Source organism: Methylocapsa acidiphila B2, from assembly GCF_000427445.1.
In the GTDB taxonomy this organism is placed as follows: Bacteria; Pseudomonadota; Alphaproteobacteria; order Rhizobiales; family Beijerinckiaceae; genus Methylocapsa; species Methylocapsa acidiphila.
On record NZ_KE386496.1, the window covers coordinates 1,022,868 to 1,046,737 of the forward strand.

Annotated in this window: 19 protein-coding genes; 18 read left to right on the plus strand and 1 reads right to left on the minus strand. The window is 63.4% G+C overall.

The annotated features are described in order from the left end of the window. Nucleotides 1-62 precede the first annotated feature (62 nt). From METAC_RS0106530 to METAC_RS22615, 8 genes are all read left to right on the plus strand, one after another. The gene (locus METAC_RS0106530; RefSeq protein WP_026606412.1) at nt 63-1,556 is read left to right on the plus strand and encodes a replicative DNA helicase; all 1,494 of its coding nucleotides are present in this window, start codon (nt 63-65) and stop codon (nt 1,554-1,556) included. After that, on the plus strand, nt 1,553-2,695 hold the full coding sequence (gene alr, locus METAC_RS0106535) for an alanine racemase (protein WP_026606413.1): 1,143 nt from the start codon (nt 1,553-1,555) through the stop codon (nt 2,693-2,695). The genes METAC_RS0106530 and alr overlap by 4 nt, the downstream gene beginning before the upstream one ends. Nucleotides 2,696-2,697: 2 nt before the next feature. Further along, nucleotides 2,698-4,134 carry a DNA repair protein RadA gene (gene radA / locus METAC_RS0106540; RefSeq protein ID WP_026606414.1) on the plus strand — a complete coding sequence of 479 codons (1,437 nt, stop codon included), beginning with the start codon at nt 2,698-2,700 and terminating at the stop codon, nt 4,132-4,134. 276 nt (nt 4,135-4,410) lie between these two features. Next, nucleotides 4,411-5,022, plus strand: coding sequence for a CvpA family protein (locus METAC_RS0106550; RefSeq protein WP_026606416.1), 612 nt, complete (start codon nt 4,411-4,413; stop codon nt 5,020-5,022). 377 nt (nt 5,023-5,399) lie between these two features. Further along, a complete protein-coding gene (gene purF / locus METAC_RS0106555; protein WP_245257430.1) occupies nt 5,400-6,953 on the plus strand; it encodes an amidophosphoribosyltransferase in 1,554 nt (517 codons plus the stop codon). Nucleotides 6,954-7,074: 121 nt separating this feature from the next. Beyond that, a complete protein-coding gene (locus METAC_RS0106560; protein WP_026606418.1) occupies nt 7,075-7,824 on the plus strand; it encodes an SDR family NAD(P)-dependent oxidoreductase in 750 nt (249 codons plus the stop codon). 93 nt (nt 7,825-7,917) lie between these two features. Further along, nucleotides 7,918-8,247, plus strand: coding sequence for a hypothetical protein (locus METAC_RS0106565; RefSeq protein ID WP_210162537.1), 330 nt, complete (start codon nt 7,918-7,920; stop codon nt 8,245-8,247). A 319-nt stretch (nt 8,248-8,566) separates the two neighbouring features. Beyond that, complete coding sequence (locus METAC_RS22615; RefSeq protein WP_051335425.1) at nt 8,567-9,130, plus strand: RNA polymerase sigma factor; 564 nt, start codon at nt 8,567-8,569, stop codon at nt 9,128-9,130. Here METAC_RS22615 and METAC_RS0106580 read toward each other — a convergent pair. Beyond that, the gene (locus METAC_RS0106580; RefSeq protein ID WP_026606421.1) at nt 9,110-11,248 is read right to left on the minus strand and encodes a glycoside hydrolase family 3 N-terminal domain-containing protein; all 2,139 of its coding nucleotides are present in this window, start codon (nt 11,246-11,248) and stop codon (nt 9,110-9,112) included. The genes METAC_RS22615 and METAC_RS0106580 overlap by 21 nt on opposite strands. A gap of 304 nt (nt 11,249-11,552) precedes the next feature. Here METAC_RS0106580 and METAC_RS22620 point away from each other — a divergent pair, with 304 nt between their 5' ends. The 10 genes from METAC_RS22620 (at nt 11,553) to METAC_RS0106640 (ending at nt 23,869) form a co-directional block, all read left to right on the plus strand. After that, nucleotides 11,553-13,364 carry an ABC transporter ATP-binding protein/permease gene (locus METAC_RS22620; RefSeq protein WP_245257431.1) on the plus strand — a complete coding sequence of 604 codons (1,812 nt, stop codon included), beginning with the start codon at nt 11,553-11,555 and terminating at the stop codon, nt 13,362-13,364. Between the two features lie 41 nt (nt 13,365-13,405). Continuing rightward, complete coding sequence (locus METAC_RS0106595; RefSeq protein ID WP_051335426.1) at nt 13,406-14,686, plus strand: glucoamylase family protein; 1,281 nt, start codon at nt 13,406-13,408, stop codon at nt 14,684-14,686. Nucleotides 14,687-14,780: 94 nt separating this feature from the next. Then, complete coding sequence (locus METAC_RS0106600) at nt 14,781-16,199, plus strand: glycoside hydrolase family 15 protein (protein WP_198017177.1); 1,419 nt, start codon at nt 14,781-14,783, stop codon at nt 16,197-16,199. Next, nucleotides 16,196-17,086, plus strand: coding sequence for a LysR family transcriptional regulator (locus METAC_RS0106605; RefSeq protein WP_026606424.1), 891 nt, complete (start codon nt 16,196-16,198; stop codon nt 17,084-17,086). The genes METAC_RS0106600 and METAC_RS0106605 overlap by 4 nt, the downstream gene beginning before the upstream one ends. 127 nt (nt 17,087-17,213) lie before the next feature. Then, a complete protein-coding gene (locus METAC_RS0106610) occupies nt 17,214-17,690 on the plus strand; it encodes a formate dehydrogenase subunit gamma (RefSeq protein WP_026606425.1) in 477 nt (158 codons plus the stop codon). Next, entirely contained in the window at nt 17,687-19,234 is a 1,548-nt protein-coding gene (locus METAC_RS0106615) for a formate dehydrogenase beta subunit (RefSeq protein ID WP_026606426.1), read from the plus strand. Before METAC_RS0106610 ends, METAC_RS0106615 begins: the two co-directional genes overlap by 4 nt. An 11-nt stretch (nt 19,235-19,245) precedes the next feature. Continuing rightward, nucleotides 19,246-22,092: a formate dehydrogenase subunit alpha gene (gene fdhF, locus METAC_RS0106620; protein ID WP_026606427.1), complete on the plus strand. Its 2,847-nt coding sequence runs from the start codon at nt 19,246-19,248 to the stop codon at nt 22,090-22,092. Then, a complete protein-coding gene (gene fdhD / locus METAC_RS0106625) occupies nt 22,089-22,952 on the plus strand; it encodes a formate dehydrogenase accessory sulfurtransferase FdhD (protein ID WP_036255350.1) in 864 nt (287 codons plus the stop codon). Before fdhF ends, fdhD begins: the two co-directional genes overlap by 4 nt. Then, nucleotides 22,942-23,208 carry a formate dehydrogenase subunit delta gene (locus METAC_RS22625; RefSeq protein WP_036255351.1) on the plus strand — a complete coding sequence of 89 codons (267 nt, stop codon included), beginning with the start codon at nt 22,942-22,944 and terminating at the stop codon, nt 23,206-23,208. Before fdhD ends, METAC_RS22625 begins: the two co-directional genes overlap by 11 nt. Before the next feature lie 286 nt (nt 23,209-23,494). Next, nucleotides 23,495-23,869 carry a hypothetical protein gene (locus tag METAC_RS0106640; RefSeq protein WP_026606429.1) on the plus strand — a complete coding sequence of 125 codons (375 nt, stop codon included), beginning with the start codon at nt 23,495-23,497 and terminating at the stop codon, nt 23,867-23,869. Nucleotide 23,870 lies beyond the last annotated feature (1 nt).

Sequence of the window (23,870 nt, forward strand, 5' to 3'; positions counted from 1 at the left end):
AGAAAGAGAGTTCGCATCCGAATCGCTTCGTCGCCAAAACCGCGCCGATCCCAGAAAGTCCCATGACCACGATCGATCATTTCGCAGACCGGTTCGAAACGACTTCCGCCGAGGCAAAATTTCGCCTGGCGCCGCATAATATCGAGGCCGAGCAGGCGCTGCTTGGCGCAATCCTCGTCAATAATGACGCCTTCGACCGCGTGTCCGACTTTCTGCGGCCGGAACATTTCTCCGAGGAGATCCACCGGCGCATCTACGACATCGCGTCGCAGCTGATCCGCGCCGGCAAGCTCGCCTCGCCGATCACCTTAAAAACCTTTCTCGGCGACCATGATCTCGGCGGCGTCACGACGCCGCAATATCTCGCTCGCCTCGCCGCCGAGGCGACGACGATCATCAACGCCGAAAATTACGGGCGCACCGTCCATGATCTCGCGATCCGCCGCGACTTGATCCTGATCGGCGAGGACATTGTGAACGCGGCCTTTGACGCGCCGGTCGACGCGAGCCCGCGCGACCAGATCGAGGAGGCCGAGCGCAAGCTCTATTCCGTCGCCGAATTCGGCCGCTATGAAGGGGGCTTCCAACGCTTTTCCGACGCCTTGACCACCGCAGTGGACATGGCCGCGAAGGCCTTCGAGCGCGACGGGCGCCTCTCCGGCGTCGCGACCGGCCTCGCAGATCTCGACCGCATGATGGGCGGGCTGCAAGCCTCCGATCTGGTGATCGTCGCCGGCCGCCCCGGCATGGGCAAGACTGCCCTGGCGACCAATATCGCCTTCAATATCGCCAAGGCCTATGAGTTCAGGCCGAGGCCTGACGGAACGCCGGAAACCGTCAACGGCGGGATCGTCGGCTTTTTCTCTCTCGAAATGTCCTCCGAGCAATTGGCGACGCGCATCATCGCCGAGCAGGCCGGCGTCGCCTCCTATAAAATCCGCCGCGGCGACATCGCCGAGCACGAGTTCCACCGCCTCGCTGAGGCCGCGCGGGACATGCAGACGATTCCCTTCTATATCGACCAAACTGGCGGCCTCTCGATCGCGCAATTGACGGCGCGGGCGCGAAGGCTCAAACGGCAGCGGGGACTGGACGTTCTGGTGATCGACTATCTGCAATTGCTTGGCGGCTCGAAATCGCGCGGCGACAGCCGGGTGCAGGAAGTGACCGAGATCACGACCGGCCTCAAAGCGCTCGCCAAGGAATTGAACGTGCCGATCATCGCCCTTTCGCAATTGTCGCGACAGGTCGAAAGCCGGGACGACAAGCGGCCGCAACTCTCCGACCTGCGCGAATCCGGCTCGATCGAGCAGGACGCCGACGTTGTCATGTTCGTCTTTCGTGAGGAATATTATTTGAACAACAAGCAGCCGCGCGAGGGGACCGAGGAGTTTCTGGCCTGGCAGACCGATATGGAGCGCGTGCATGGCCGCGCCGAGATCATCATCGGCAAGCAGCGCCACGGACCGACCGGAACCGTCGAACTCGCCTTCGAGGCGGAGATGACGCGGTTTTCAAACCTGGCCCGCGAGGACGCCTTGCCGGAGCCCCGATGAAGACGGCGGGCCGCGCGGAGGTCCCCCAGCTCGAAGCCGGCGCCGTCCTCAGCATCGACCTCAAGGCTCTGGTCGACAATTGGCGCGCGCTCCAGGCTGTGTGCGGCGAGGCGGAATGCGGCGCGGTCGTCAAGGCCGACGCCTATGGGCTCGGGATGGAGCCCATCGTCCGTGCGCTCGTCGGGGCCGGGTGCAAGACCTATTTCGTCGCGCATATTTTCGAGGGCCGCCACCTCCGAGCGCTCTCCCGCGACGCCGTAATCTATGTGCTCAACGGCCTCCTGCCGGGAACCGCGCCGGCCTATGCCGCGTATGACCTTCGGCCGGTGCTCGCCTCGATCCCCGAAATCGAGGAATGGCTGCAGTTCATAGCTTTCTCCGGCGCGCTGGCGCGAACCGGCGACGGGCCGCCGCCCGCAGCCTTGCAGATCGACACGGGAATGAATCGGCTGGGCCTCAAGGGGGACGATCTCGACGCCGCCGAGCAGATCATAGGCCAAATGAACATCTCGCTTGTCCTCAGCCATTTGGTCTGGACAGGCCATGGCGACGCCGGCGGCGCGGTCGTCCAGATCGACGCTTTCGAAAGGATGCGCGCGCGCTGGTTCGATCTTCCCGCCTCAATGGCGAATTCCGCTGGCGTCTTTCTCGACCGGCACCCGCTCTATAATATGGTCCGGCCCGGTTACGCTCTCTATGGCGGCAACCCCACGCCGGGCCGACCTAACCCGATGCGCAGCGTGGTTCGGCTCGAGGCCAAAATCCTTCAGATCCATCAGGCGGCGCCCGGCGAAAGCGTCGGATATGACGCAGGCTCGACCGTCAAAGGCGCGCGGCGGCTTGCGACGATCAGCGCCGGCTACGCCGACGGCATCCCGCATTCCACGACAGCATGCGACGCAAGGCCAGGCGGCCAGGCGATCGTCAGGGGCCGTCGCTGTCCCTTCGTGGGCAGCGTGTCGATGGATCTCATCGTCATCGACGTTTCGGAGGTCGGCGACGCGCAGCGCGGCGACATGGTCGAGCTGATCGGGCCGACGATCACGATCGACGAGGTCGCCGCCCGCTCGGGCACGATCGGATATGAGATCCTGACCAAGCTCGGGCGGCGGTTTTATCGCCGCTACACCAGGCTTTGAGCATGGCGAAGCCGCGCCTCGCCTATGTTTGTCAGAATTGCGGCGCGGTCAGCCAGCGCTGGCAAGGCCGTTGCGAATCCTGCGGCGCGTGGAATTCGATCGTCGAGGAGAGCGCCGGATCAGGCATCGGAGCGCAGGCGGCGCCGGGCGCCCGCAAAGGACGGGTCTTCGCGCTTTCGAGCCTCGCTGAAACCGACCGCCCGGCCCCGCCGCGCACCACGACCGGCATCGCCGAGCTCGACCGCGTCATCGGAGGCGGGTTCGTCCCGGGCTCGGTCCTGCTGCTTGGCGGCGAGCCGGGAATAGGAAAGTCGACCCTGCTCGCTCAGGCCTGCGCCGCGCTGTCCATGAAAGATCGGCGCGTCATTTATATTTCGGGCGAAGAGGCTGTCGATCAGGTGCGGCTGCGCGCGCTGCGCCTCGGCGTCGCCGGCGCCGCAATCGAGCTCGCCGCCGAGACGAATGTCGACGACATTGTCGCGACGCTCAGCCATGGCGCGGCCCCCGCCCTGGTCGTCATCGACTCGATCCAGACCATGTGGACGCCGCTCGTCGAATCCGCGCCGGGAACGGTGAGCCAGGTGCGCGGCGCGGCGCAAGCGCTCATTCGCTTCGCCAAATCCGCCGGCGCGGCGGTGATCCTCGTCGGCCATGTGACCAAGGACGGCCAGATCGCCGGGCCGCGCGTCGTCGAGCATATGGTCGACGCCGTGCTTTCTTTCGAGGGCGAAGGCGGGCGCGATCTCCGCCTGCTGCGCGGCGTCAAGAATCGCTTCGGCCCGACGGACGAGATCGGCGTCTTCGAGATGACCGGGCGCGGCCTCGCAGAGGTGCCGAACCCGTCGGCATTGTTCCTCTCGGCGCGCGACGCCGCTGCGCCGGGCGCTGCGGTTTTTGCGGGCATGGAGGGAACGCGTCCGCTGCTCGTCGAATTTCAGGCGCTGGTCGCGCAAAGCGCGCTTGGGACGCCGCGCCGCACCGTCGTCGGCTGGGATGCGGCGCGGCTCTCGATGGTTCTCGCCGTCCTCGAGGCCCATGCCGGGCTCAAGCTCGGCCAATATGACATCTACCTCAGCGTGGCGGGCGGATTGCGCGTCGGCGAGCCGGCCGCCGATTTGGCCGCCGCCGCCGCCCTGGTCTCTTCCCTGACAGGCCGGACTCTGGCGGCGGATTCCGTCTATTTCGGCGAGATCGCGCTCTCCGGCGCGATTCGGCCGGTCACGCAGGCGAACGCGCGACTGAAGGAAGCCGCAAAGCTAGGATTTCGCCGAGCGACGCGGCCGCAACCGTCGCCGGACGCCGGCGCGGAAAAGGGCGAGCCCACAGCGGATGAACTCGTCGTCCACGCGTGCAAGCATATTTCCGAGCTGGTTGCGGAGATCGCCGCCGGCGCGCCGAGTTCAAGTCCGAACGGTGCGCGCGCATCGCCTCGCCCGTGAGGCCGCCGCACATCCACGTCACACATGCGCCCTTAGGTGCGCGGCCCTTTTCTTTGCAGGGTGACGGACGCCGCCAGCATCGCTATAAGACCTTGCCTCGACGCGCGAAAGCGCATCCGCGAATCATTTTTTCACCGGTTTCAGTTTCGACACGCCTCAGCCTGTTGAATTCGGCGGATTCCTTATCACCTGAACGGACGCGGCCGATTTTCCCATCGCTCTGACGCGTCAAACGTGAATTTTGTTTCTCGCCAACGGCGCGAAGGGCCAAAGCTAATGCCATCCTATCTCGATCTGGGCTTGATCGTCGTCATGTTCATCTCAGCCTTCCTCGCAATGCTGCGCGGATTCACCCGAGAAGTGCTCGCGATCGCATCCTGGGGCGGCGCAGCGGCCGCAGCCTATTATTTTTATCCGCTCGTTCTGCCCTATGTGACTCCCTATATCGCCAATAAGAACGCGGCTCTCGCGGCCGCGGCGGCGGCTGTGTTCTTCGCCGCCCTGGTCCTGGTCTCGCTCCTCACCATCAAATTGTCCGACGCGATCCTCGACTCAAAGGTCGGCGCGCTCGATCGCTCACTCGGATTTGTCTTCGGTGCAGCGCGCGGACTTTTGCTCTGCGTCATCGCCTTCGTCTTCTTCAGCTGGCTCGTCCAGGAAAAAAACCAGCCCGAATGGGTCAAGACGGCACGCATGCGGCCGCTTTTGCAGGCCACGGGCGACCAACTCATGGCGCTTTTGCCGGAAGACCCGGAAGGTCTTTTGGCCAAGCTGAAAAAGCCGAAGGGAAGCCCCGCTTCCGAGGAGCCGGCGCCTGACGCGGACGTGGAGACGAAGCCGGCGCCGGCAGGGCCCGCCGATAAAGCCGGAAGCGGTAAAAGGACCTGACCTGACGCACGACCGTCCACCGTCCGCGGCGACGGTTTTGATAAAGCGGAGCGCGCAAGACTTGAATAGGTCGGCGCGACCCCGCTTCGCGCGTGCAGTCTTGGCCGTTTTGCCTAAGATTTATGAGATTTAATCACAGTAAAAACTCCTAACCCATCGCGAAATCGCGCGAAATTGAAGGCATAGGAAATTTTTTCGCTCCGACTCAGCTGGTTCGCGACTGCGAGGCTGACATTCGCCGCGACTTCGATTATGTAAACATTATGTCAGCTGCGTCGTCTCCGGCTTGCTTCACGCAAGCATCGGGCGCAAGCGCGTGTGAGCGGCCCGAAGCTGGACTTGAGCAGTTTTACCTGGACATTTTCGGGAGACGGGTCATGGGCGACATGGTCAATGGCGGTCGCGGTCAGGATGGCGACCCCTCGTCGACAGTCTCCGAACGATTGGAGCGCGCGCCTTGCACGGAATCCTCCCCCCAGGCATGGGAGGATTTCGACCTTGACGCCGATCGGTTGCGCGAGGAATGCGGCGTCTTCGGCATTTTTGGCCATCCCGAGGCGGCGGCGATCACTGCGCTCGGCCTGCACGCGCTCCAGCATCGCGGCCAGGAGGCCGCCGGCATCGTCACTTTCGACGGCCAGAGATATAATTCAGAGCGTCGGCTCGGCCTCGTCGGCGAGCATTTCTCCAAAGCCTCGACCATAGAGCGGCTTCCCGGCGAATCGGCGATCGGCCATGTCCGCTATTCCACGATGGGCGAGACCGTTCTGCGGAATGTCCAGCCGCTATTCTCGGAACTTGATTCCGGCGGATTCGCGGTCGCGCATAATGGCAATCTCACCAATGGTCTGACGCTGCGTCGTGACCTCGTGCGCGAAGGGGCGATCTACCAATCGACCTCGGACACCGAGGTGATCCTTCATCTGGTCGCGCGCAGCCGGCGTCAACGTCTGGTGGACCGCTTCATCGAGGCGTTGCGCGCGATCGAAGGAGCTTATGCTCTGGTCGCGCTGTCCAACAAGAAGCTGATCGGCGCCCGCGACCCGTTAGGCATCCGCCCTCTCGTCCTCGGCGAGCTCGACGGATGCTATATTCTCGCTTCGGAAACCTGCGCCCTCGACATTATTGGCGCGCGATTCGTGCGCGACATCGAGAACGGCGAGATTGTCGTGATTTCCGAGGAAGGCGTCGAGAGCCTGCGGCCCTTTCCGCCGCGGCCGATGCGTCCCTGCATCTTCGAATATATCTACTTTGCGCGTCCCGATTCGGTTGTGCACGGCCGCCCAGTTTATAATGTGCGCAAGGCGATGGGCGCGGAGCTCGCGCGCGAGGCTTCGGTCGAAGCCGACGTCGTGGTGCCGGTTCCGGATTCCGGCGTTCCCGCCGCGATCGGCTATGCGCAATTCTCTGGAATCCCTTTCGAGCTCGGCATCATCCGCAATCACTACATCGGCAGAACCTTCATTCAGCCGACGCAGTCTGTGCGCGAGCTGGGCGTCCGCTTGAAGCATAGCGCCAATCGGGCGGTCGTCGCGGGCAAACGCATCGTGCTGATCGACGATTCGATCGTGCGCGGCACGACCTCCGTCAAGATCGTGCAAATGATGCGCGACGCCGGCGCGCGGGAAGTCCATTTCAGAATCTCCTCGCCGGCGATCACCCATCCGGACTATTATGGAATCGACACGCCGGAGCGGGATAAACTACTCGCCGCGACCCATACTCTGGAAGAAATGCGCGCCTATATCGGCTGTGATTCCCTGGCCTTTCTATCGGTCGACGGCATTTATCGCGCCATGGGCGAGAAGGCGCGAGATCCTTTGCGGCCGCAATTCACCGATCATTGCTTCACCGGCGACTACCCCACCCATCTGACCGACGTCAGCGGCGAAGCAAAGAGCCAGCTGTCTCTTCTCGCGGAAGCCGTCTAGGGCAGGATGCGCGCCAAAGTCCGACTGGCGCGGCTCCGCCAGTAGCGTTCCGGTCGAGGTCATTGCGATCGGACGAGTCGCCTTCCGCCGCCATCGTTTAAGACAGCGACAAATTCCGCACATGTCTCGCCCTTTTGAAGGCCGCATCGCCCTCGTGACCGGCGCCTCACGCGGAATCGGCCGCGCCGTGGCCCTCGCCCTCGCACGGGCTGGCGCGCATGTCGTGGCGCTCGCCCGCACCCAAGGCGCTCTGGAAGAACTCGACGACGCGATTCGCGCGGAGGGCGGCGAAGCCACACTCGCGCCTTGCGACGTAAGAGACTTCCCCGCCCTGGACCTCCTCGGCGCGGCGATCTTCGAGCGATGGGGCAAGCTCGATATTTTCATCGGCAACGCAGGCGTGCTCGGGCCCGTGTCGCCGCTCGCCCATGTCGAGCCAAAACAGTGGGAGGACGTGCTCGCGGTCAATGTCACGGCGAACTGGCGGCTTATCCGCTCGCTCGATCCGCTGCTCCGCGCCGCGGACGCCGGACGCGTGGTGCTCATTTCGTCGGGCGCAGGCCATAGAGCGGATTACAAGCCTTACTGGGGGCCTTATGCTATCTCTAAGGCAGCCGTCGACGCCCTGGCGCGCACCTACGCCGCCGAAACCGTGAATGTCTCCGCCGTCAAGGTCATGGCGGTGAATCCCGGACCGTTGCGCACGCACATGCGCGCCAAGGCGATGCCCGGCGAAGATCCGACGATCCTGCGCACGCCGGAAGAGCTTGCGCCGAAATTGCTCGCGCTTTGCGCGCAGGATTGGCCGGAAACCGGCAAGCTCTACGACTTCCCGACCGACCGCCTGTTGAGCTTTCAGGCGCCGCGCTGAAAACCGTCCGTTGCAATAGGTCGGACGCATGCTACAGTCGCTCGCATGGGATGGTTTCGCCAAGGCACGCACGTAAGACGCGTCACGATTAGCGTGATCGCGCTCTATGCGCTGTTGCTGCAGGCGATGATCTCCTCGGCGGCGGGACCGGCTGCATTCGACCCCTCTGCCGGCGTCACCTGCGCCGATGAGATCTCCCAGACCGACGGAACAGGCGGCGCGAGCCATCATCACAGCACTCTGTGCTGTATTGTCGCATGCGCGAGCGCGGCCTGCGCCTATATCGCGGTAGCCTTTGGCATCGCCGTTTTCCCGGCGCGCGCGAGCGCAAGCGCCTACATTTGGGAACGGGCGCCCGCCGGCGCGGCGCAACCGCCGCTCAAATTCTATTTCGGCGCACGCGGTCCGCCTGCAATCGTCTGAATTGCGCATCTCCTCTTAGCGTTTCGCGCGAGCTTCAACAGAGTCATCGTCTACGTTCTGCCGCCTCTCGTCCATGATCGGATGGTAGTGCGCCAACGATGGCTTGACTCGCCGCTCGGCTGAGAGATGCGCCGCATCGCGGCCTCATCGCCACGCTCAATCCCCATTTCTATTTCGCAAGGCGTCGCGCGCCCTTTGCGGCCCCGCCTGCATCAAAAGGGTCATTCGATGTTGCTTTCCCGGTCGCTCGGCGGCGCGCTTGCGCTCGCCCCGATTTGCGTTGGCTCGCGCCAGCTCTCTTCTGCAAGAGGAGGGTCTTATGGATGCCCGTGACGCCGCCCTCAAGAGCCTCTACAAAGCTCACGCGCATGAATTGCATGGATTCGCCCGCCGCCGCGTGGGGCGGCAGGAGGCGGAAGACGTCGTGCAAGACGCTTATCTGCATCTCCTACAGCGCGGCATGATCGCCGGCCTCGAGCATCCACGCGCCTATCTCTTCCGCATCGCGGCGAATCTTGCGGTCGACGCGGCGCGCAAGACGAAGACGCGATCCCGCTACGCGGAAGACGAAATCGAGTTTCTCGGCCTCGTCGCGAATTCGGCGAGTCCGGAGGCGACTGTCGAAGGCGCCATGGAGCTTCGCCTATTTCATGCCTCTCTCTCTGAGCTGCCGCCGCTTTGCCGCACGGCCTTTCTTCTGAACCGCGTCGATGAATTGACGCATGCCGAGATCGCCAAGCGGCTCGGCGTGTCGGTCCGCACGATCGACCGCCACATGGCCAAGGCGGTCGCCCATTTGCGGCGGCGCCTGCATCGCTTCGCGGAGGAGGCAAGCAGAGGGAAAGCCGATCCGGCGCGGATCTCAATCGGACAAAGCGCGTAAGGTCACACAAGCCAAATGCGCGGGATCGGCGCTCGGCCCGACGAAGAAGCGAAATTCGCCGGGCTCGAAGCGAGGCGCGAGGTCCGCGCCGAGAAAACATAGCGACCGGGCGGGAAGCGGAAATCGCAGGATTCCGCTTTCCCCCGGCGCGAGCGCGATCTTCGCCACGCCCTTCAGCTCCAGAAGCGGCCGCGCCACGCTCGCGATCGGATCGCGCACAAACAGAAACAGAGTCTCCTCGCCAGCAAATGGCCCAAGATTCGAGACTTCGGCTGCGATCGAGATTTCGTCGTCCGGCCTGAAGCATTCAGGCTCCGCGTGCAGGCTCGCCACGATGAAGCAGCTATAGGACAGGCCGTGGCCGAACGGAAAAAGCGGCTCGGTCGGCATGTCGATATATTTGCTGGCATAGGGCGCGCCCGAGTCCGCCGGACGGCCAGTCTGACGAACTGAAAAATTGATGGGGATCTGACCGACGTCGTGCGGCCAAGTGACGGGCAACCGGCCAACCGGATTGAAGGCGCCGGTAAGGACATCGACGATCGCATGTCCTGCCTCAGAGCCGAGGAACCAAGTCGCGAGCGTCGCCTGAGCCTTCTCGACGAGATCAGGAAGGATCAGCGGACGGCCCGATCCGATGATCGCGACGACCGGCCTGTCCAGCGCCAAAACCGCGCGCGCCAAATCGTTCTGAATGCCGGGGAGCCCCGGTTTCGCCCGCGACGCCGCCTCGCCGCTCATGTGGGCGCTTTCGCCGAGACAGAGCAGCACCACATCTGCATCGCGACAGAAACGCAGGGCGGCCGCCACGCCGGATGCATCGCGGTCATCGATCCCTACGGCGGGTTCATAGAGGATCTCGGCCTCGGGCAGAGCCTCCGTCAAAGCCTGACGGATCGTGACGCAATCGCCCGCCTGTCCGGCGCCCGGCCAGGGGCCGAGCATTTCCGCGGCCGCGTCCGCCAAAGGCCCGATGAGCGCGATTTTGCGAAGATCCCGGGCAAGCGGCAACACGCCGTCATTGGCGAGGAGCACGATCGCCCGTCGGGCGACGTCGCGCGCGAGATCGCGCCGAAGTCCCCTCCTCGATGCGACAAGCGCGTTTTGCGATCCGCGCCGATAGGGATCTTCGAAAAGTCCCAGGCGCTCTTTCAAGGCGAGCACGCGCCCGACCGCAAGGTCGATCTGGTCCATCCCGACGAGACCGCGCGAGAGAGCGGCCGGCAGGCCGCAAAGATAAGCGCCGCTCATCATGTCAATGTCGACGCCCGCCGTAAGCGCAAGGCTCGCCGCTTCGGCGAGATCCACCGCGACGCCCTGCGTCATAAGTTCCGCGATCGCGTTGTAGTCGCTGATCACGACGCCTTCAAAGCCGCTTTCCTGGCGCAGCCAGTCACGCAGCAAGTCGACATGAGCGGTCATAGGAACGCCGTTGACGTCGTTGAAGCCGGGCATGACGGCGGCGCAACCGGCGGCGACGGCGGCCGCGAAGGGCGGCAGATAGACCTCGCGGAGGAGCCGCTCCGAGACGTCGACCGGGGCGTAGTCGCGTCCGGCCAGAACCGCGCCATAGGCGCAAAAATGCTTGGCTGTCGCGGCGATCGCGTCCACGGCGGCGAGATCCGAACTTTGAAAGCCACGCACCTTGGCTTCGGCGAAACGGGCCGCGACCCATGGATCTTCGCCAGGCGATTCGGCGATGCGCCCCCAGCGCGGATCGCGCGCAACGTCCAGCATAGGCGCGAAGGTCATGTTGACCCCATCGCACGCCGCCTCCTCAGCTGCGACCCGCGCGGTGCGCTCCCACAACAGCGGAGCAAAGGTCGCCGCCTCAGCGAGCGGGATCGGGAAAATGGTCTTGTGCCCGTGCAGAACGTCGAAGCCGATCAAAAGCGGAATCCCGAGGCGGCTCTCCTCTAGGGCCAAGCGCTGCATCGCCCGCGTTCTCTCGCCGCCCCAAATGTTGAGGAGACCCCCAGCGCGCCCGGCGCGGATGCTTTCAGCAATGCCCTGCGCCGAGGTCGGACCGGTCACGGCGAATTCTGCCGCGGACATGCTGAGCTGCCCGAGCTTTTCCTCGAGCGTCATTTCGGCGAGGAGCCTATCGATCCGACCCATGTTCACACGCCCCTTCGCCATGCACGCCCCGCCGCCGACGTTCAATCGGCGTTGCTCAACGCTTCCCTTCGCAACCGCGTCAAAGCCGCTGATAGCGTCGCGGAGTTCTTGAATTTTATCGCGGCGAGCCCGTTTCTGACGCCTTAAGACGTCGGCGACGCCGCTCTAGCCGGCGGTTTCCCCTGATCAAAGGATCCGCTTGCTTTCAAAGAGATGCGGAGCACGCGCTCGTCGAAAAATCCGATCAACTTTTTCCTCATCCGGCCCTAGGATCGCAGATCTGGACCTCAAACCGAGCGCGATCGTGGAACAAGCCATCGAAGTTTCAGAATCAGTCGCGAAATGGCCGGCGCCTGTCGAGGAGCTCGCCCATCAGATCCGCATCATGGGCAAGGCCTTTATGGCCTCCGCGAATCGCAACGCGCTGGTCGCGCTCGGCGTCGCCCTCTGCGTGGTCGTCGGCGCGACGGCTTATGGCCAAATCAAACTGAACGCCTGGAACGGGCCGTTTTATGATTCGCTTTCGCACAAGAATTTCGCGAGTTTTCTGTACCAGCTCGTCGTGTTCGCCGGGATCGCCGGCGGCCTACTGATCTTGAACGTCGCGCAGACCTGGCTAAACCAGACGACCAAGATGAAACTGCGCGAGGGGCTCACGGCGGATCTCGTCGATCAATGGCTCGAGCCGAACCGCGCTTTTCGTCTCGCCGGCTCTGGTGAGATCGGGGTGAATCCCGACCAACGCATTCACGAGGACGTCCGTCACCTGACCGAGTTATCGACAGACCTCGGCATCGGCCTGCTCCAAGCGACCCTGCTTCTCGCGAGCTTCATCGGAGTTTTATGGATTTTGTCGCGAGGCATTATCCTGAATATCGACGGATTGCATTTCGCCATCCCGGGCTACATGGTTTGGTGCGCGCTCCTTTACGCCGGCACCGCGTCCTGGCTGAGCTGGCTCGTCGGCCGTCCGCTCGTTCGCCTCAACGCCGAGCGCTACGCCCGCGAGGCCGATCTCCGCGTCGCGCTCGTTCGCGTCAACGAGCACGCCAACGGCATCGCGATCCACGCCGGCGAGAGCGACGAAAAGGCCCATTTGCACGGAGAGCTCGACAAAGTCGTCGCGATGATGCGGCGCCTCGTCAGCGCCGCGACCCGGCTCGCCTGGGTCACCGCCGGCTATGGCTGGTTCGCCATTATCGCGCCCTTCATCGTCGCGTCGCCGGGGTTTTTCAGCGGCGATCTTTCCCTCGGCGGGCTGATGGTCGCCGTCGGCGCGTTCAATCAGGTTCAGCAGGCCCTGCGCTGGTTCATCGACAATTTCAGCACCATCGCCGATTGGCGCGCTACGCTGCTCCGGGTCGCAAGCTTTCGCCAGGCGCTGGTCGAAATGGACAAGCTCGGCCACAAGACCGGACAGATCGAACGGCTCGAAGCAAGCGACGGCAAGCTCACCTTCGACAATCTCGGCGTCGCCGCGCCGGCCGGCTGCACCGCGCTGAGCGAGACCCACATCTCGATCGCGCCGGGGGAGCGCGTCTTGATCGTCGGCGCGCCGAAAGTCGGCAAGACCAATCTATTCCGCGCCATCGCGGGCCTTTGGCCGTGGGGATGCGGCCGCATTTTGCTGCCGCCGCGCGAAAGCATGTTCTTCATGTCTCAGCCGCCTTACATTCCACCAGGCTCCTTGCGCGAGGTGCTCTCGTTCCCTTCGCCCGCGGCCGCCTTCACGGATCGCGATCTCACCGGCGCGCTCGACCGCATGAAGTTGTCCCACTTGGCGCCGGAGCTCGACCGCGTGGCGGCATGGGAAAACGACCTCAGCCCTGACGAGCTACAAAATATCGCCTTCTCGCGCTTGCTGCTGCATAAGCCAAGCTGGGTCTTGATCGACGACGCCATCGGCAGGCTGGACGCCGCGAGCCGCGCGATCGTCATCGACATCTTCCAGCGGGAGCTCGCCTCGGCGACGGTCGTCAGCATTGGCCGACAGGACGCGCCGGACGGGTTCTACACGCGGGTTCTGCATCTACGAAAAGATCCGGAAGGGTTGCGGCTGTCGCCCTGCGCCAGAAGCCAAGTCCACGTGAGGCCGATCGAGCAAAAGGCCGCCTGATCTTCATCAGGAGCGTTTCAACATCGAATAGTCTCGAGCAGATGTCTCCATCCAATAAACATCAGACAATCGGCAAGCCGCATGCGCGGTCGTCCGACGAGGCCCTGCTGGATCTGGTCCAACGGCAGACATTCCGCTTTTTTTGGGAGGGCGCGCATCCGACAAGCGGCCTTGCGCGCGACCGCACCGGGATAGAGGACGACCCCAGCGACGATCTCGTCGCCGTCGGCGGCTCGGGATTCGGCGTCATGGCCATCATCGTCGCCTCCGCCCGCCGATGGATCGCCCGCACCGAGGCGGTCGAGCGGCTCGGCGCCACGCTCGACTTTCTCGCCGGCGCCCGCTGCTATCACGGGCTATTCCCGCATTACATGAATGGACGCTCGGGGGAGACCGTCGCCTTCGGCCGTAAGGACGACGGCGGCGACATCGTCGAGACGGCGTTTTTGCTACAGGGACTCTTGTGCGCGCGGCAATATTTCGACGGCCGCGACCCCAAGGAGAGAAGCCTGCGCGACCGCATCACCTGGCTCTGGCGCGACGCGGAATGGAGCTGGCACGCCCATAATGGCCGCAATGCGCTGACTTGGCATTGGAGCCCCAATCACGGCTGGAGCCTCGACGCCGACGTCAGAGGCTGGAACGAATGCCTGATCACCTATATTCTCGCCGCCGCCTCCCCCACTTTCGCGATCGATCCAGCCGTCTATCACAATGGTTGGGCTCAGAGCCGGCGATTCATCAACGGACGACGCTTCTACGACATCGACCTGCCCCTCGGCCCAGATTTCGGCGGTCCGCTCTTTTTCTGTCATTATTCCTTTTGCGGCCTCGACCCGCGCGGGCTGACCGACGCCTACGCCTCTTATCTCGAGCAGAACGTTCAGCACACCCTGATCAATTACGAGCATTGCGTCCGCAATCCGAAGCGCCACAAAGGCTATGGCCCCGACGCCTGGGGCCTGACCGCGAGCGACGACCCGACCGGCTATGTCGCCCACGCGCCAGACAATGACACCGGCGTCATCGCGCCGACCGCGGCGCTATCGAGCTTTCCCTATGCGCCGCCGCAAGCCATGCGCGCCCTGCGTCATTTTTACGATGTTCTCGGCGACCGAATTTGGGGGCGTTTCGGCTTCGTCGACGCTTTCAGCGAAGGCCAGGACTGGTACGCCAAATCCTATCTCGCGATCGATCAGGGACCGATCGTTGCCATGATCGAAAATTATCGATCAGGCCTCCTTTGGCGGTTGTTCATGGCCGACCCTGACGTGCAAACCGGATTGAAACGGCTGGGATTCGAAAGCCCGCATATGAGCTAGGCCCGCTATGTCCCCAATTGGATCGCCGACCTCCGCTCGCCCCCTTTCGGAGACGTGGCTCGCGCGACAATATTCCTTCTCTGCTGCGGCTTTGTTGCGCAGCATTTCGGCGACTGAGCTCATCAAGACGCGGCCTGGCTTCGGCCAGACCATCCGGCCGGCCAAAGGGTCGGTGCTCGCCTCGCCAATCCTGGCCTCCTATGATCCGGATCCCGACTATTTCTTTCATTGGATGCGCGATTCGGCGATCGTGATCGATGCGCTGCGCCGCCTGATCGTCGCCGGGACGGTCGGGCGGGAAGGCCTGGACCATTTCAAGGATTTTCTCGCTTTCAGCCTGAGCCTTTGCGACCTCAACGGACAAAAGTTCTTGAGCGAGGCCGGCGATTTCAGGCGAAATGTCGAGCCCTTCTTTCTGCAATATGTAAGGCCTGAAGCTGAACTCGCTAAAATCATTGGCGATCACGCTTTGGCCGAGCCCCGCTTCAATCCCGATGGGACGCTCGACATCATCAAATGGTCACGCCCGCAACATGACGGACCGGCCTTGCGCGCGCTGACGGCCATGCGCTTTTGTTCGCTTGAGCTCGACGCCGCAACCCGCGCGGCCGCGCGGGCGCTTATCACGCGCGATGTCGCTTTCTGCATCCAGCATTGGCGCGATCCGAGCTACGATATTTGGGAAGAGGAACTCGGGCGGCATTATTACACGCGCCTCGTGCAATATGCGGCCCTCGCCGATGGGGCGCGCTGGCTCGAGGACGAAGGCGAGTCTGGAATCTCGCGCGCTTGCCGCGCGGCCTCAGAAGAGATCGAACGAAGCCTCGACCAGCATTGGAGCGATTCTTCCGGCTATTACCGCAGCCGCCTTGCGCCGGCGATCGAGGAATCGAGCAAGGATCTGGACTTTGCGACCATATTGGGCGTGATCCACGCCGACCGGCCTGAGGGACCACATAGCGTGCTCGACCCCAAAGCTCTTGCGACCCTGGCCAAGCTCGAAAGCTTGTTCGAGACCACTTACCCGATCAACCGGCTGGAACCGGCCCGCCGCGCGCCGGCAATGGGGCGCTATGCGGGCGACCGCTATTACAGCGGCGGCGCTTATTATTTTTCGACCCTCGGCGCCGCCCAATTCTATTTTTCGCTCAGCGCCGCCATTGCCACAGGCGCTTCGATAGGATCCAACCCCGACGATCAGGAGTTTCTGCATCAACTTGGCTTTCATGTAATGAAAGATTCAGCCGCGGCTACCGAATCTTCGGCGCCGAATCGCCGGGCCGAATTAGGCGAGGCGCTGTTCCATAGGGGAGACCTGTTCATGGCGACGGTCGAGGCCTATGCGCCGACTTCCGGAGAACTCGCGGAGCAATTCGATCAGGCGACGGGCGCGCCGGCCTCCGCCAAGGATCTGGCCTGGAGCCACGCGGCCTTCATCACCGCTTTCGCGAGCCGCGCGGCCGCCTTGCGCGCGAAAAAATCTGGCCCTCTCGCCGTAGGCGCCCTACGTTGATCGACAAGCTCGAATTTCTAATGGCGCTGGCGCGCGAGAAAAGCTTCAGCCGGGCGGCTGAGAGCTGCGGGGTGACGCAGCCGACTTTTTCGGCCGGGATCAAGCAGCTCGAAGACAGTCTCGGCGTGCTACTCGTCAATCGAAGCTCCCGCTTCCATGGCTTGACCGCCGAGGGCGAACGCGTGCTCGAATGGGCGAAACGCATCGTGAGCGACACGCGGGCGATGCGCCAGGACGTGCGCGCGTCGAACGCCGCGCTTTCCGGGCATTTGCGGATCGCCGCCGTACCGACCGCGCTCGGGATGGTTGCCGAACTCACGACCCCATTGCGCGCGAAACATCCGGCCGTTCGCTTCACCATTCTCTCAGAATCTTCTCGTAAGATATTGAGTCTTTTGGATGATCTTGAGATCGATGCCGGACTCACCTATCTCGACAACGAGCCGCTGGGCCAGATCAGGACCGTCCCGCTCTATCATGAGCGCTATCGCTTGCTGACGACCGTGACGCGCCCGCTCGGCGACCGCGCGACCGTCACCTGGGCGGAGGTCGCGCGCATCCCTCTCTGCCTCCTCACCCCAGACATGCAGAATCGACGGATCATCGACCGGCTCTTGTCGAATCATTGCCCTGAGCCGCCGACGCCCATGCTCGAATCGAACTCCATGGTCGTGCTTTTCGCGCATGTTCGGACCGGCGAATGCGCCAGCATCGTGCCGGAAGCCTTCGCCGGCGTCCTCGATCTCGAAGGCCCTGTGCGCTCGATCCCCATCGTCGAGCCTCAGGAAGTGCATAAGATCGGGCTTGTTCTCCCGCGCCGCGAGCCGATGACTCCGCTTCTGCGCGCCTTCGTCGCCGAAGCCAATCGGATCGCCCTGCCAGATTGACGAAGCGGATCTATTGTGCGGCGCCGTTCAATAGAAAATGCCTATGAACCAACCGGACTGCTTTATTGACCTAGGCTGCGCGACGCCGCACGCTCAAAATAGATCAATAACAAAAGGGCGGGAACGGATGCTTGGAGCCTCCACCTGGAATGCCGATCGGGCTCAGGAAATCGTCGACGAGCATCTCAGTTTAGAGGCGCCGATGCTGCCAATTCTTCATGCGCTGCAGGAGGAATTCGGCTATGTCGCTCCCGAGGCCGCTCCGCTCCTCGCACAGGCGCTCAACCTGTCGCGCGCAGAAGTGCATGGCGTCATCAGCTTCTACCATGATTTTAGGCATGAGCCCGCCGGACGGCATGTGCTGAAGCTCTGCCGTGGCGAAGCCTGCCAAAGCATGGGAAGCGAGGAATTGGCGGAAGACCTTTTCACCAAGCTTGGCCTCGACTGGAACCGCACCACTCGCGACGGCGAATTGACTGTCGAGCCGGTCTATTGCCTCGGCCTCTGCGCTTCCTCTCCCGCCGCCTTGATCGACGGCGAGCCTATCGCCCGGCTTGACGCGACGACGCTCGGCGAAGCCGTTGATGAGGCGCGCGGCCTATGACTCGCATCTTCATCCCCAAGGACATCGCCGCCCTCGCCGTCGGCGCCAATAAGGTCGCGGCGAAGATCGAGGCGGAAGCCCGCGCGCGTGGACTCTCTGCGGAAATCGTCCGCAACGGATCGCGGGGCGCTTATTTTCTCGAGACCCTGGTCGAGGTCGAGACCGCCGAGGGGCGCATCGGCTATGGTCCCATCGCGCCGTCTGACGTCGTTTCCCTTTTTGACGCGGGCTTTTTGTCCGGCGGCGCCCATGCGTTGCGGATCGGCAAGACCGACGCGCATCCTTTTTTCGCTCGCCAGACGAGGCTCACCTTCGCGCGTTGCGGGATCATCGATCCGACGTCGCTCTCCGACTATGCCGGGCTCGGCGGTTGGCGCGGCCTTGCGCGCGCCATTGAGATCGGTCCTGCGGCGACGATCGCGGAAGTGACGAAATCGGGCTTGCGCGGACGCGGCGGCGCCGGCTTCCCGACCGGAATCAAATGGAAGACCGTCGCCGACGCCCCGGCGGATCGCCGCTACGTCGTCTGCAATTTCGACGAAGGCGACAGCGGCACATTCGCCGATCGCATGATCGTAGAAGGCGATCCCTACGCACTGATCGAAGGCATGACGATCTGCGCGGTCGCGATCGGCGCGACCAAGGGCTATGTCTATTGCCGCTCCGAATATCCGCATGCGGCGAAGACCTTCTCCGAAGCGCTCGTCCTCGCCCGCCAGGCGGGCTATCTCGGCTCCGACGTCCTGGGATCCGGGCTCTCCTTCGACATTGAAATCCGCATGGGCGCCGGCGCTTATGTTTGCGGCGAAGAGACGGCCCTTCTCGAAAGCCTCGAAGGCAAGCGCGGCGTCGTGCGCGCCAAGCCGCCTCTGCCGGCGCATAAGGGGCTGTTTCAACGCCCGACCGTCGTCAATAATGTCCTGTCGCTCGTCGCGGCGCCCACGATCCTCGAACGCGGCGCGGATTTTTATGCGAGCTACGGCATGGGCCGCTCACGCGGCACCATGCCCTTGCAAATCGCCGGCAATATTCGCTACGGCGGCCTCTTCGAGACGGCCTTCGGCCTGACCCTCGGCGAGATCGTCGAGGACATCGGCGGCGGAACGGCCTCCGGCCGGCCGGTGCGGTCGGTGCAATGCGGCGGCCCGCTCGGCGCTTATTTTCCGCGCGACTATTTCGACACGCCCTTCGATTACGAATCTTTCGCTGCGCGCGACGGGCTGATCGGCCATGGCGGGGTCGTCGTCTTCGACGACACGGTCGACATGTCCCGCATGGCGCGTTTCGCCATGGAGTTCTGCGCGGTTGAAAGCTGCGGCAAATGCACGCCTTGCCGGATCGGCTCGACGCGCGGCGTCGAAACCGTCGATCGCATCAGGCAGGGCGTGAAGACGGCGGAGAATCTCGTGCTGCTCGACGACCTTTGCCAAACAATGAAATTCGGTTCTCTCTGCGCGCTCGGCGGATTTGCGCCCTATCCCGTTTTGAGCGCCATGCGCCATTTCGGCGAGGATTTCGGCCCCCGCGCGCTCGCGGCGGAATAAGGAAAACGGCGATGTCTCTCATCAACGAAGTCGATTATGGAACGCCGGCCTCGCGCTCGGAAAAATTGGTCACCTTGACCATCGATGGGGTTGAGGTACGGGCGCCGGAAGGCACGTCCATCATGCGCGCGGCCATGGAAATGGGGACGGAAATCCCTAAGCTCTGCGCCAATGACATGCTGGAGCCCTTCGGGTCCTGTCGCCTTTGCCTTGTCGAGATCGAGGGGCGCAACGGCACGCCGGCTTCCTGCACCACCCCTGTCGCGCCGGGCATGGTCGTCAAGACCCAGACCGAGCGGCTGAAAGCGCTCCGCAAGGGCGTGATGGAACTCTATATTTCGGACCATCCGCTGGATTGCCTGACTTGCGCCGCGAATGGCGATTGCGAATTGCAGACGCAGGCCGGCGCCGTAGGGCTTCGGCAAGTGCGCTACGGCTATGAAGGCGCCAATCATTTCGACGAAGTCAAAGACGAGTCGAATCCCTATTTCACCTATGATCCGACCAAATGCATCGTCTGCAACAGATGCGTGCGCGCCTGCGAGGAAGTGCAAGGCACTTTCGCGCTCACGATTGACGGACGCGGCTTCAAGAGCCGCGTGGCGCCGGGCCAGGACGAGCCCTTCTTCGAATCCGAATGCGTCTCCTGCGGGGCCTGCGTCCAGGCCTGCCCGACCGCGACATTGAGCGAGAAATCGCTGATCTCCATCGGCCAGCCAGAACATTCGGCCGTCACGACCTGCGCCTATTGCGGCGTCGGCTGCACCTTCAAGGCGGAAATGCGGGGCGAGGAGCTCGTCCGCATGGTCCCCTTCAAGGACGGCAAGGCTAATCATGGCCATTCCTGCGTCAAAGGCCGCTTCGCTTGGGGCTACGCCACCCATAAAGAGCGCATCTTGAGCCCCATGATCCGCGCCAAGGTGAGCGATCCCTGGCGCGAAGTCTCATGGGAGGAGGCCATCAATCACGCGGCCTCCGAGTTCAAGCGCATTCAAGCGACCTATGGGAAGCGCTCTGTCGGCGGCATCACTTCCTCGCGCTGCACCAATGAAGAGACCTATCTGGTCCAGAAGCTCATTCGCGGCGCGTTCGGCAATAATAATGTCGATACTTGCGCGCGGGTCTGCCATTCGCCGACCGGCTATGGGCTGAAGACGGCCTTCGGCACCTCGGCTGGGACCCAGGATTTCGACTCGGTCGAAGACAGCGACGTGATCCTGGTCATCGGGGCCAATCCGACCGACGGCCATCCGGTCTTCGGCTCGCGCATGAAGAAGCGTCTGCGTCAAGGCGCGAAGCTCATCGTGATCGATCCGCGCCGCATTGACCTCGTCCGCACTCCGCATGTGAAGGCGGACTATCATCTAGCGCTGCAGCCCGGCACCAATGTCGCCATTCTGACCGCCATCGCCCATGTCATTGTCACTGAAGGGCTCGTCAACGAGGCTTTTGTGCGCGAGCGCTGCGACGCGGAGGAGTTTCAGGATTGGGCGGCTTTCGTGTCGGAGCCGCGCCACAGCCCGGAGGAAGTCGCGAAAGTCGCTGGCGTTCCGGCGGAGCTGATCCGCGCGGCGGCGCGCCTTTACGCGACGGGCGGCAATGCGGCGATCTATTATGGGCTCGGCGTCACCGAGCATAGCCAAGGCTCGACGACCGTGCTCGCGATCGCCAATCTGGCGCTGGCGACCGGCAATCTCGGTCGCCCCGGCGTCGGCGTGAACCCGCTGCGCGGCCAGAACAATGTCCAGGGCGCCTGCGACATGGGCTCGTTCCCGCATGAATTCGCGGGCTATCGGCATGTTTCGGACGATACGGCGCGCGCCATTTACGAAGGCGTCTGGGGCGTCGCGCTCGACAACGAGCCTGGGCTGCGCATTCCGAACATGCTCGACTCCGCCGTCGAAGGAACGTTCAAAGGCATTTACATCCAAGGCGAGGACATTCTGCAATCCGACCCCGACACGCATCACGTGGCGGCTGGCCTCGCCGCCATGGAATGCGTCGTCGTTCAGGACCTTTTCCTTAACGAGACCGCCAATTACGCGCATGTCTTTTTGCCGGGCTCGACCTTCCTCGAGAAGGACGGCACCTTCACCAACGCGGAGCGGCGCATTCAGCGCGTGCGCAAGGTGATGAGCCCTAAGAACGGGTTCGGCGATTGGGAAATCACAGTGGCGCTTTCAAACGCACTTGGCTTTCCGATGAATTACGCGCATCCGAGCGAGATCATGGATGAGATCGCCCGCACGACGCCGAGCTTCGCCGGCGTCTCCTATGCAAGGCTCGACGAAGCTGGCTCGGTGCAATGGCCCTGCAATGAAGCGCATCCGGACGGCACGCCGATCATGCATATCGGCGGCTTCGCCTCCGGCAAGGGCAAGTTCGTGCTGACCGAATATGTGGCGACCGACGAGCGGACCGGCCCGCGCTTCCCGCTGCTGCTCACGACCGGCCGCATTCTGAGCCATTATAATGTCGGCGCCCAGACGCGGCGCACCGAAAATGTCGCCTGGCATCCGGAAGATCTTCTCGAGATCCATCCCCATGACGCCGAGCAGCGCGGCGTCCGCGACGGCGAATGGGTGAAGCTCCATAGCCGCGCCGGCGAAACGACCCTGCGCGCGCTCGTCACCGACAGGGTCGCGCCGGGCGTCGTCTATACGACCTTCCATCATCCGACGACCCAAGCCAATGTCGTGACGACCGACTTCTCCGACTGGGCGACCAATTGCCCCGAATTCAAGGTGACGGCGGTCCAGATCTCGCGCTCGAACGGACCGAGCGATTGGCAGGAGCAATATCGCGAGCAAGCCGAGCAGAGCCGCCGCATCGTGCATTCGATCGAAGCGGCGGAATGAGCGAGAGCCAGTTCGACATGGATCTCTGCGACTTCAGCGCGCCGCCCTCCCCGGCCGCCAATGTCGCTTGCACGGCGCGGCGCGGCGATAAGGTTTTAACCTTGGTCCGCGCCGTTCCGGAAGAGACCGCGATCGCCTTCACGGTCAACGGCTCCACCCATGCCGTGATGATGGCGACGCCCGCCGATCTCGAGGATTTCGCGCGGGGCTTCGCCTTGACCGAGGGGCTGATTGCCGATCCCGCCGAAATTTCGAGTCTCGACATCGTTGCAACCTCTCTCGGAGTCGAATTGCGGCTCTGGTTGGCGGATCATCGCGCGAGAGACTATTCGGCGCGACGCCGCAGCATGGCCGGGCCGACGGGTTGCGGCCTTTGTGGCATTGAGAGCCTTGCTGAGGCGATGCGCCCGGCGCCCGTCGTCGCAGGCGCCCGCCTGTTCGACAGCGCCGCCATCGAATCAGCCATGGCCGCTCTCGGTCCTGCGCAGAGCTTGCACAGGCAGACTCATGCGGTTCACGCGGCGGCCTTCTGGACCCCCTCACAGGGACTGCTGGCCTTGCGCGAGGACGTGGGACGTCATAATGCGCTCGATAAGCTCGTCGGAGCACTCTCCTGTCAGGGAGTCTCCGCCGCGCAGGGGCTCGTCCTCATGACGAGCCGCGTGTCGGTCGAGCTGATTCAGAAGGCGGCCAAGCTCGCTGCCCCGGTGCTGGTCGCCATTTCGGCGCCCACGGCCGCCGCGATCCGCCTTGCCGACGCTTGCGGAATCACGCTTGTTGCGGTCGCGCGAGGCCGCGATTTCGAAGTCTTCACCCATCCCGAACGCTTTATCGATCGAGCCTCCCATCATGTCGCCTGACAAGCTCATTTATATGGCCAACCAAATCGGCAAGTTTTTCAGCGCCCAGCGGCATGACCAGGCGGTGGCCGGCATAGCCGACCACCTGGCGAAATTCTGGGACCCGAGCATGCGCAAGAAAATCCTCGCTCATCTCGAACATGGCGGCGAAGGGCTCGACCCACTTGTCAAGGAAGCGGTGCAAAAGCTTGGAATGATGAATTTTTCGCGCACTGATGTTGTCGCCGGCTCTGCCGCGAGCGTCGCTAATTCCTGACCTGGACGCCGAGAATTTGCATCGGCGATCCTTCTTCCGCACCTCTGGGCGACGAGGCGCTAAATCTGCGTCTGACGGATCGTGAAACCGTCGACGCATTGATTTTGCTTTGATCGGCAAAACACCGGACTTCCGCGCCGGTGCGGTCGCCACAAGCTCAAATATCGGATGGAAAGACGTCCGGCGCGCCACCCGCGTCAACAAGCCGCTCTCATCAAAGGCGCAGGACGCCACGTCCTAAAGCGCGATCCATTGCAATAGAAAATCGCCATGATAAGCTGATTTTATGATCGGGTTGAGCCAAGCCTCGGCGACGAAACGGGTCGCGATCAGCGTGGTGGCGCTTTATGCGCTCCTGCTGCAAGGCGTCGTCGGCGCGGCGGCGCGGGCGGCCGCTTTCGATCGTTTCGGCAGCGCAATTTGCGAGCCGCAAGGCTCTATTCCACAAGCGCCCAACCGCGAATCCAGTCATCAACATTGCTTTTGCTGCATCTCGACTTGCAGCTCGTCTTCCGGCGATGCCGGACTTTTGGCGTCGGGCCTCTCCGCCTTCCCGCAACGTTGGGCCATCGCCGTCGCCTGGAATGCGGCCAGCGCAACTCCCGCGCGCGCGTCCGAACGGTTCCATTTCGCCGCTCGCGGTCCACCGATCTGGCTCTGAC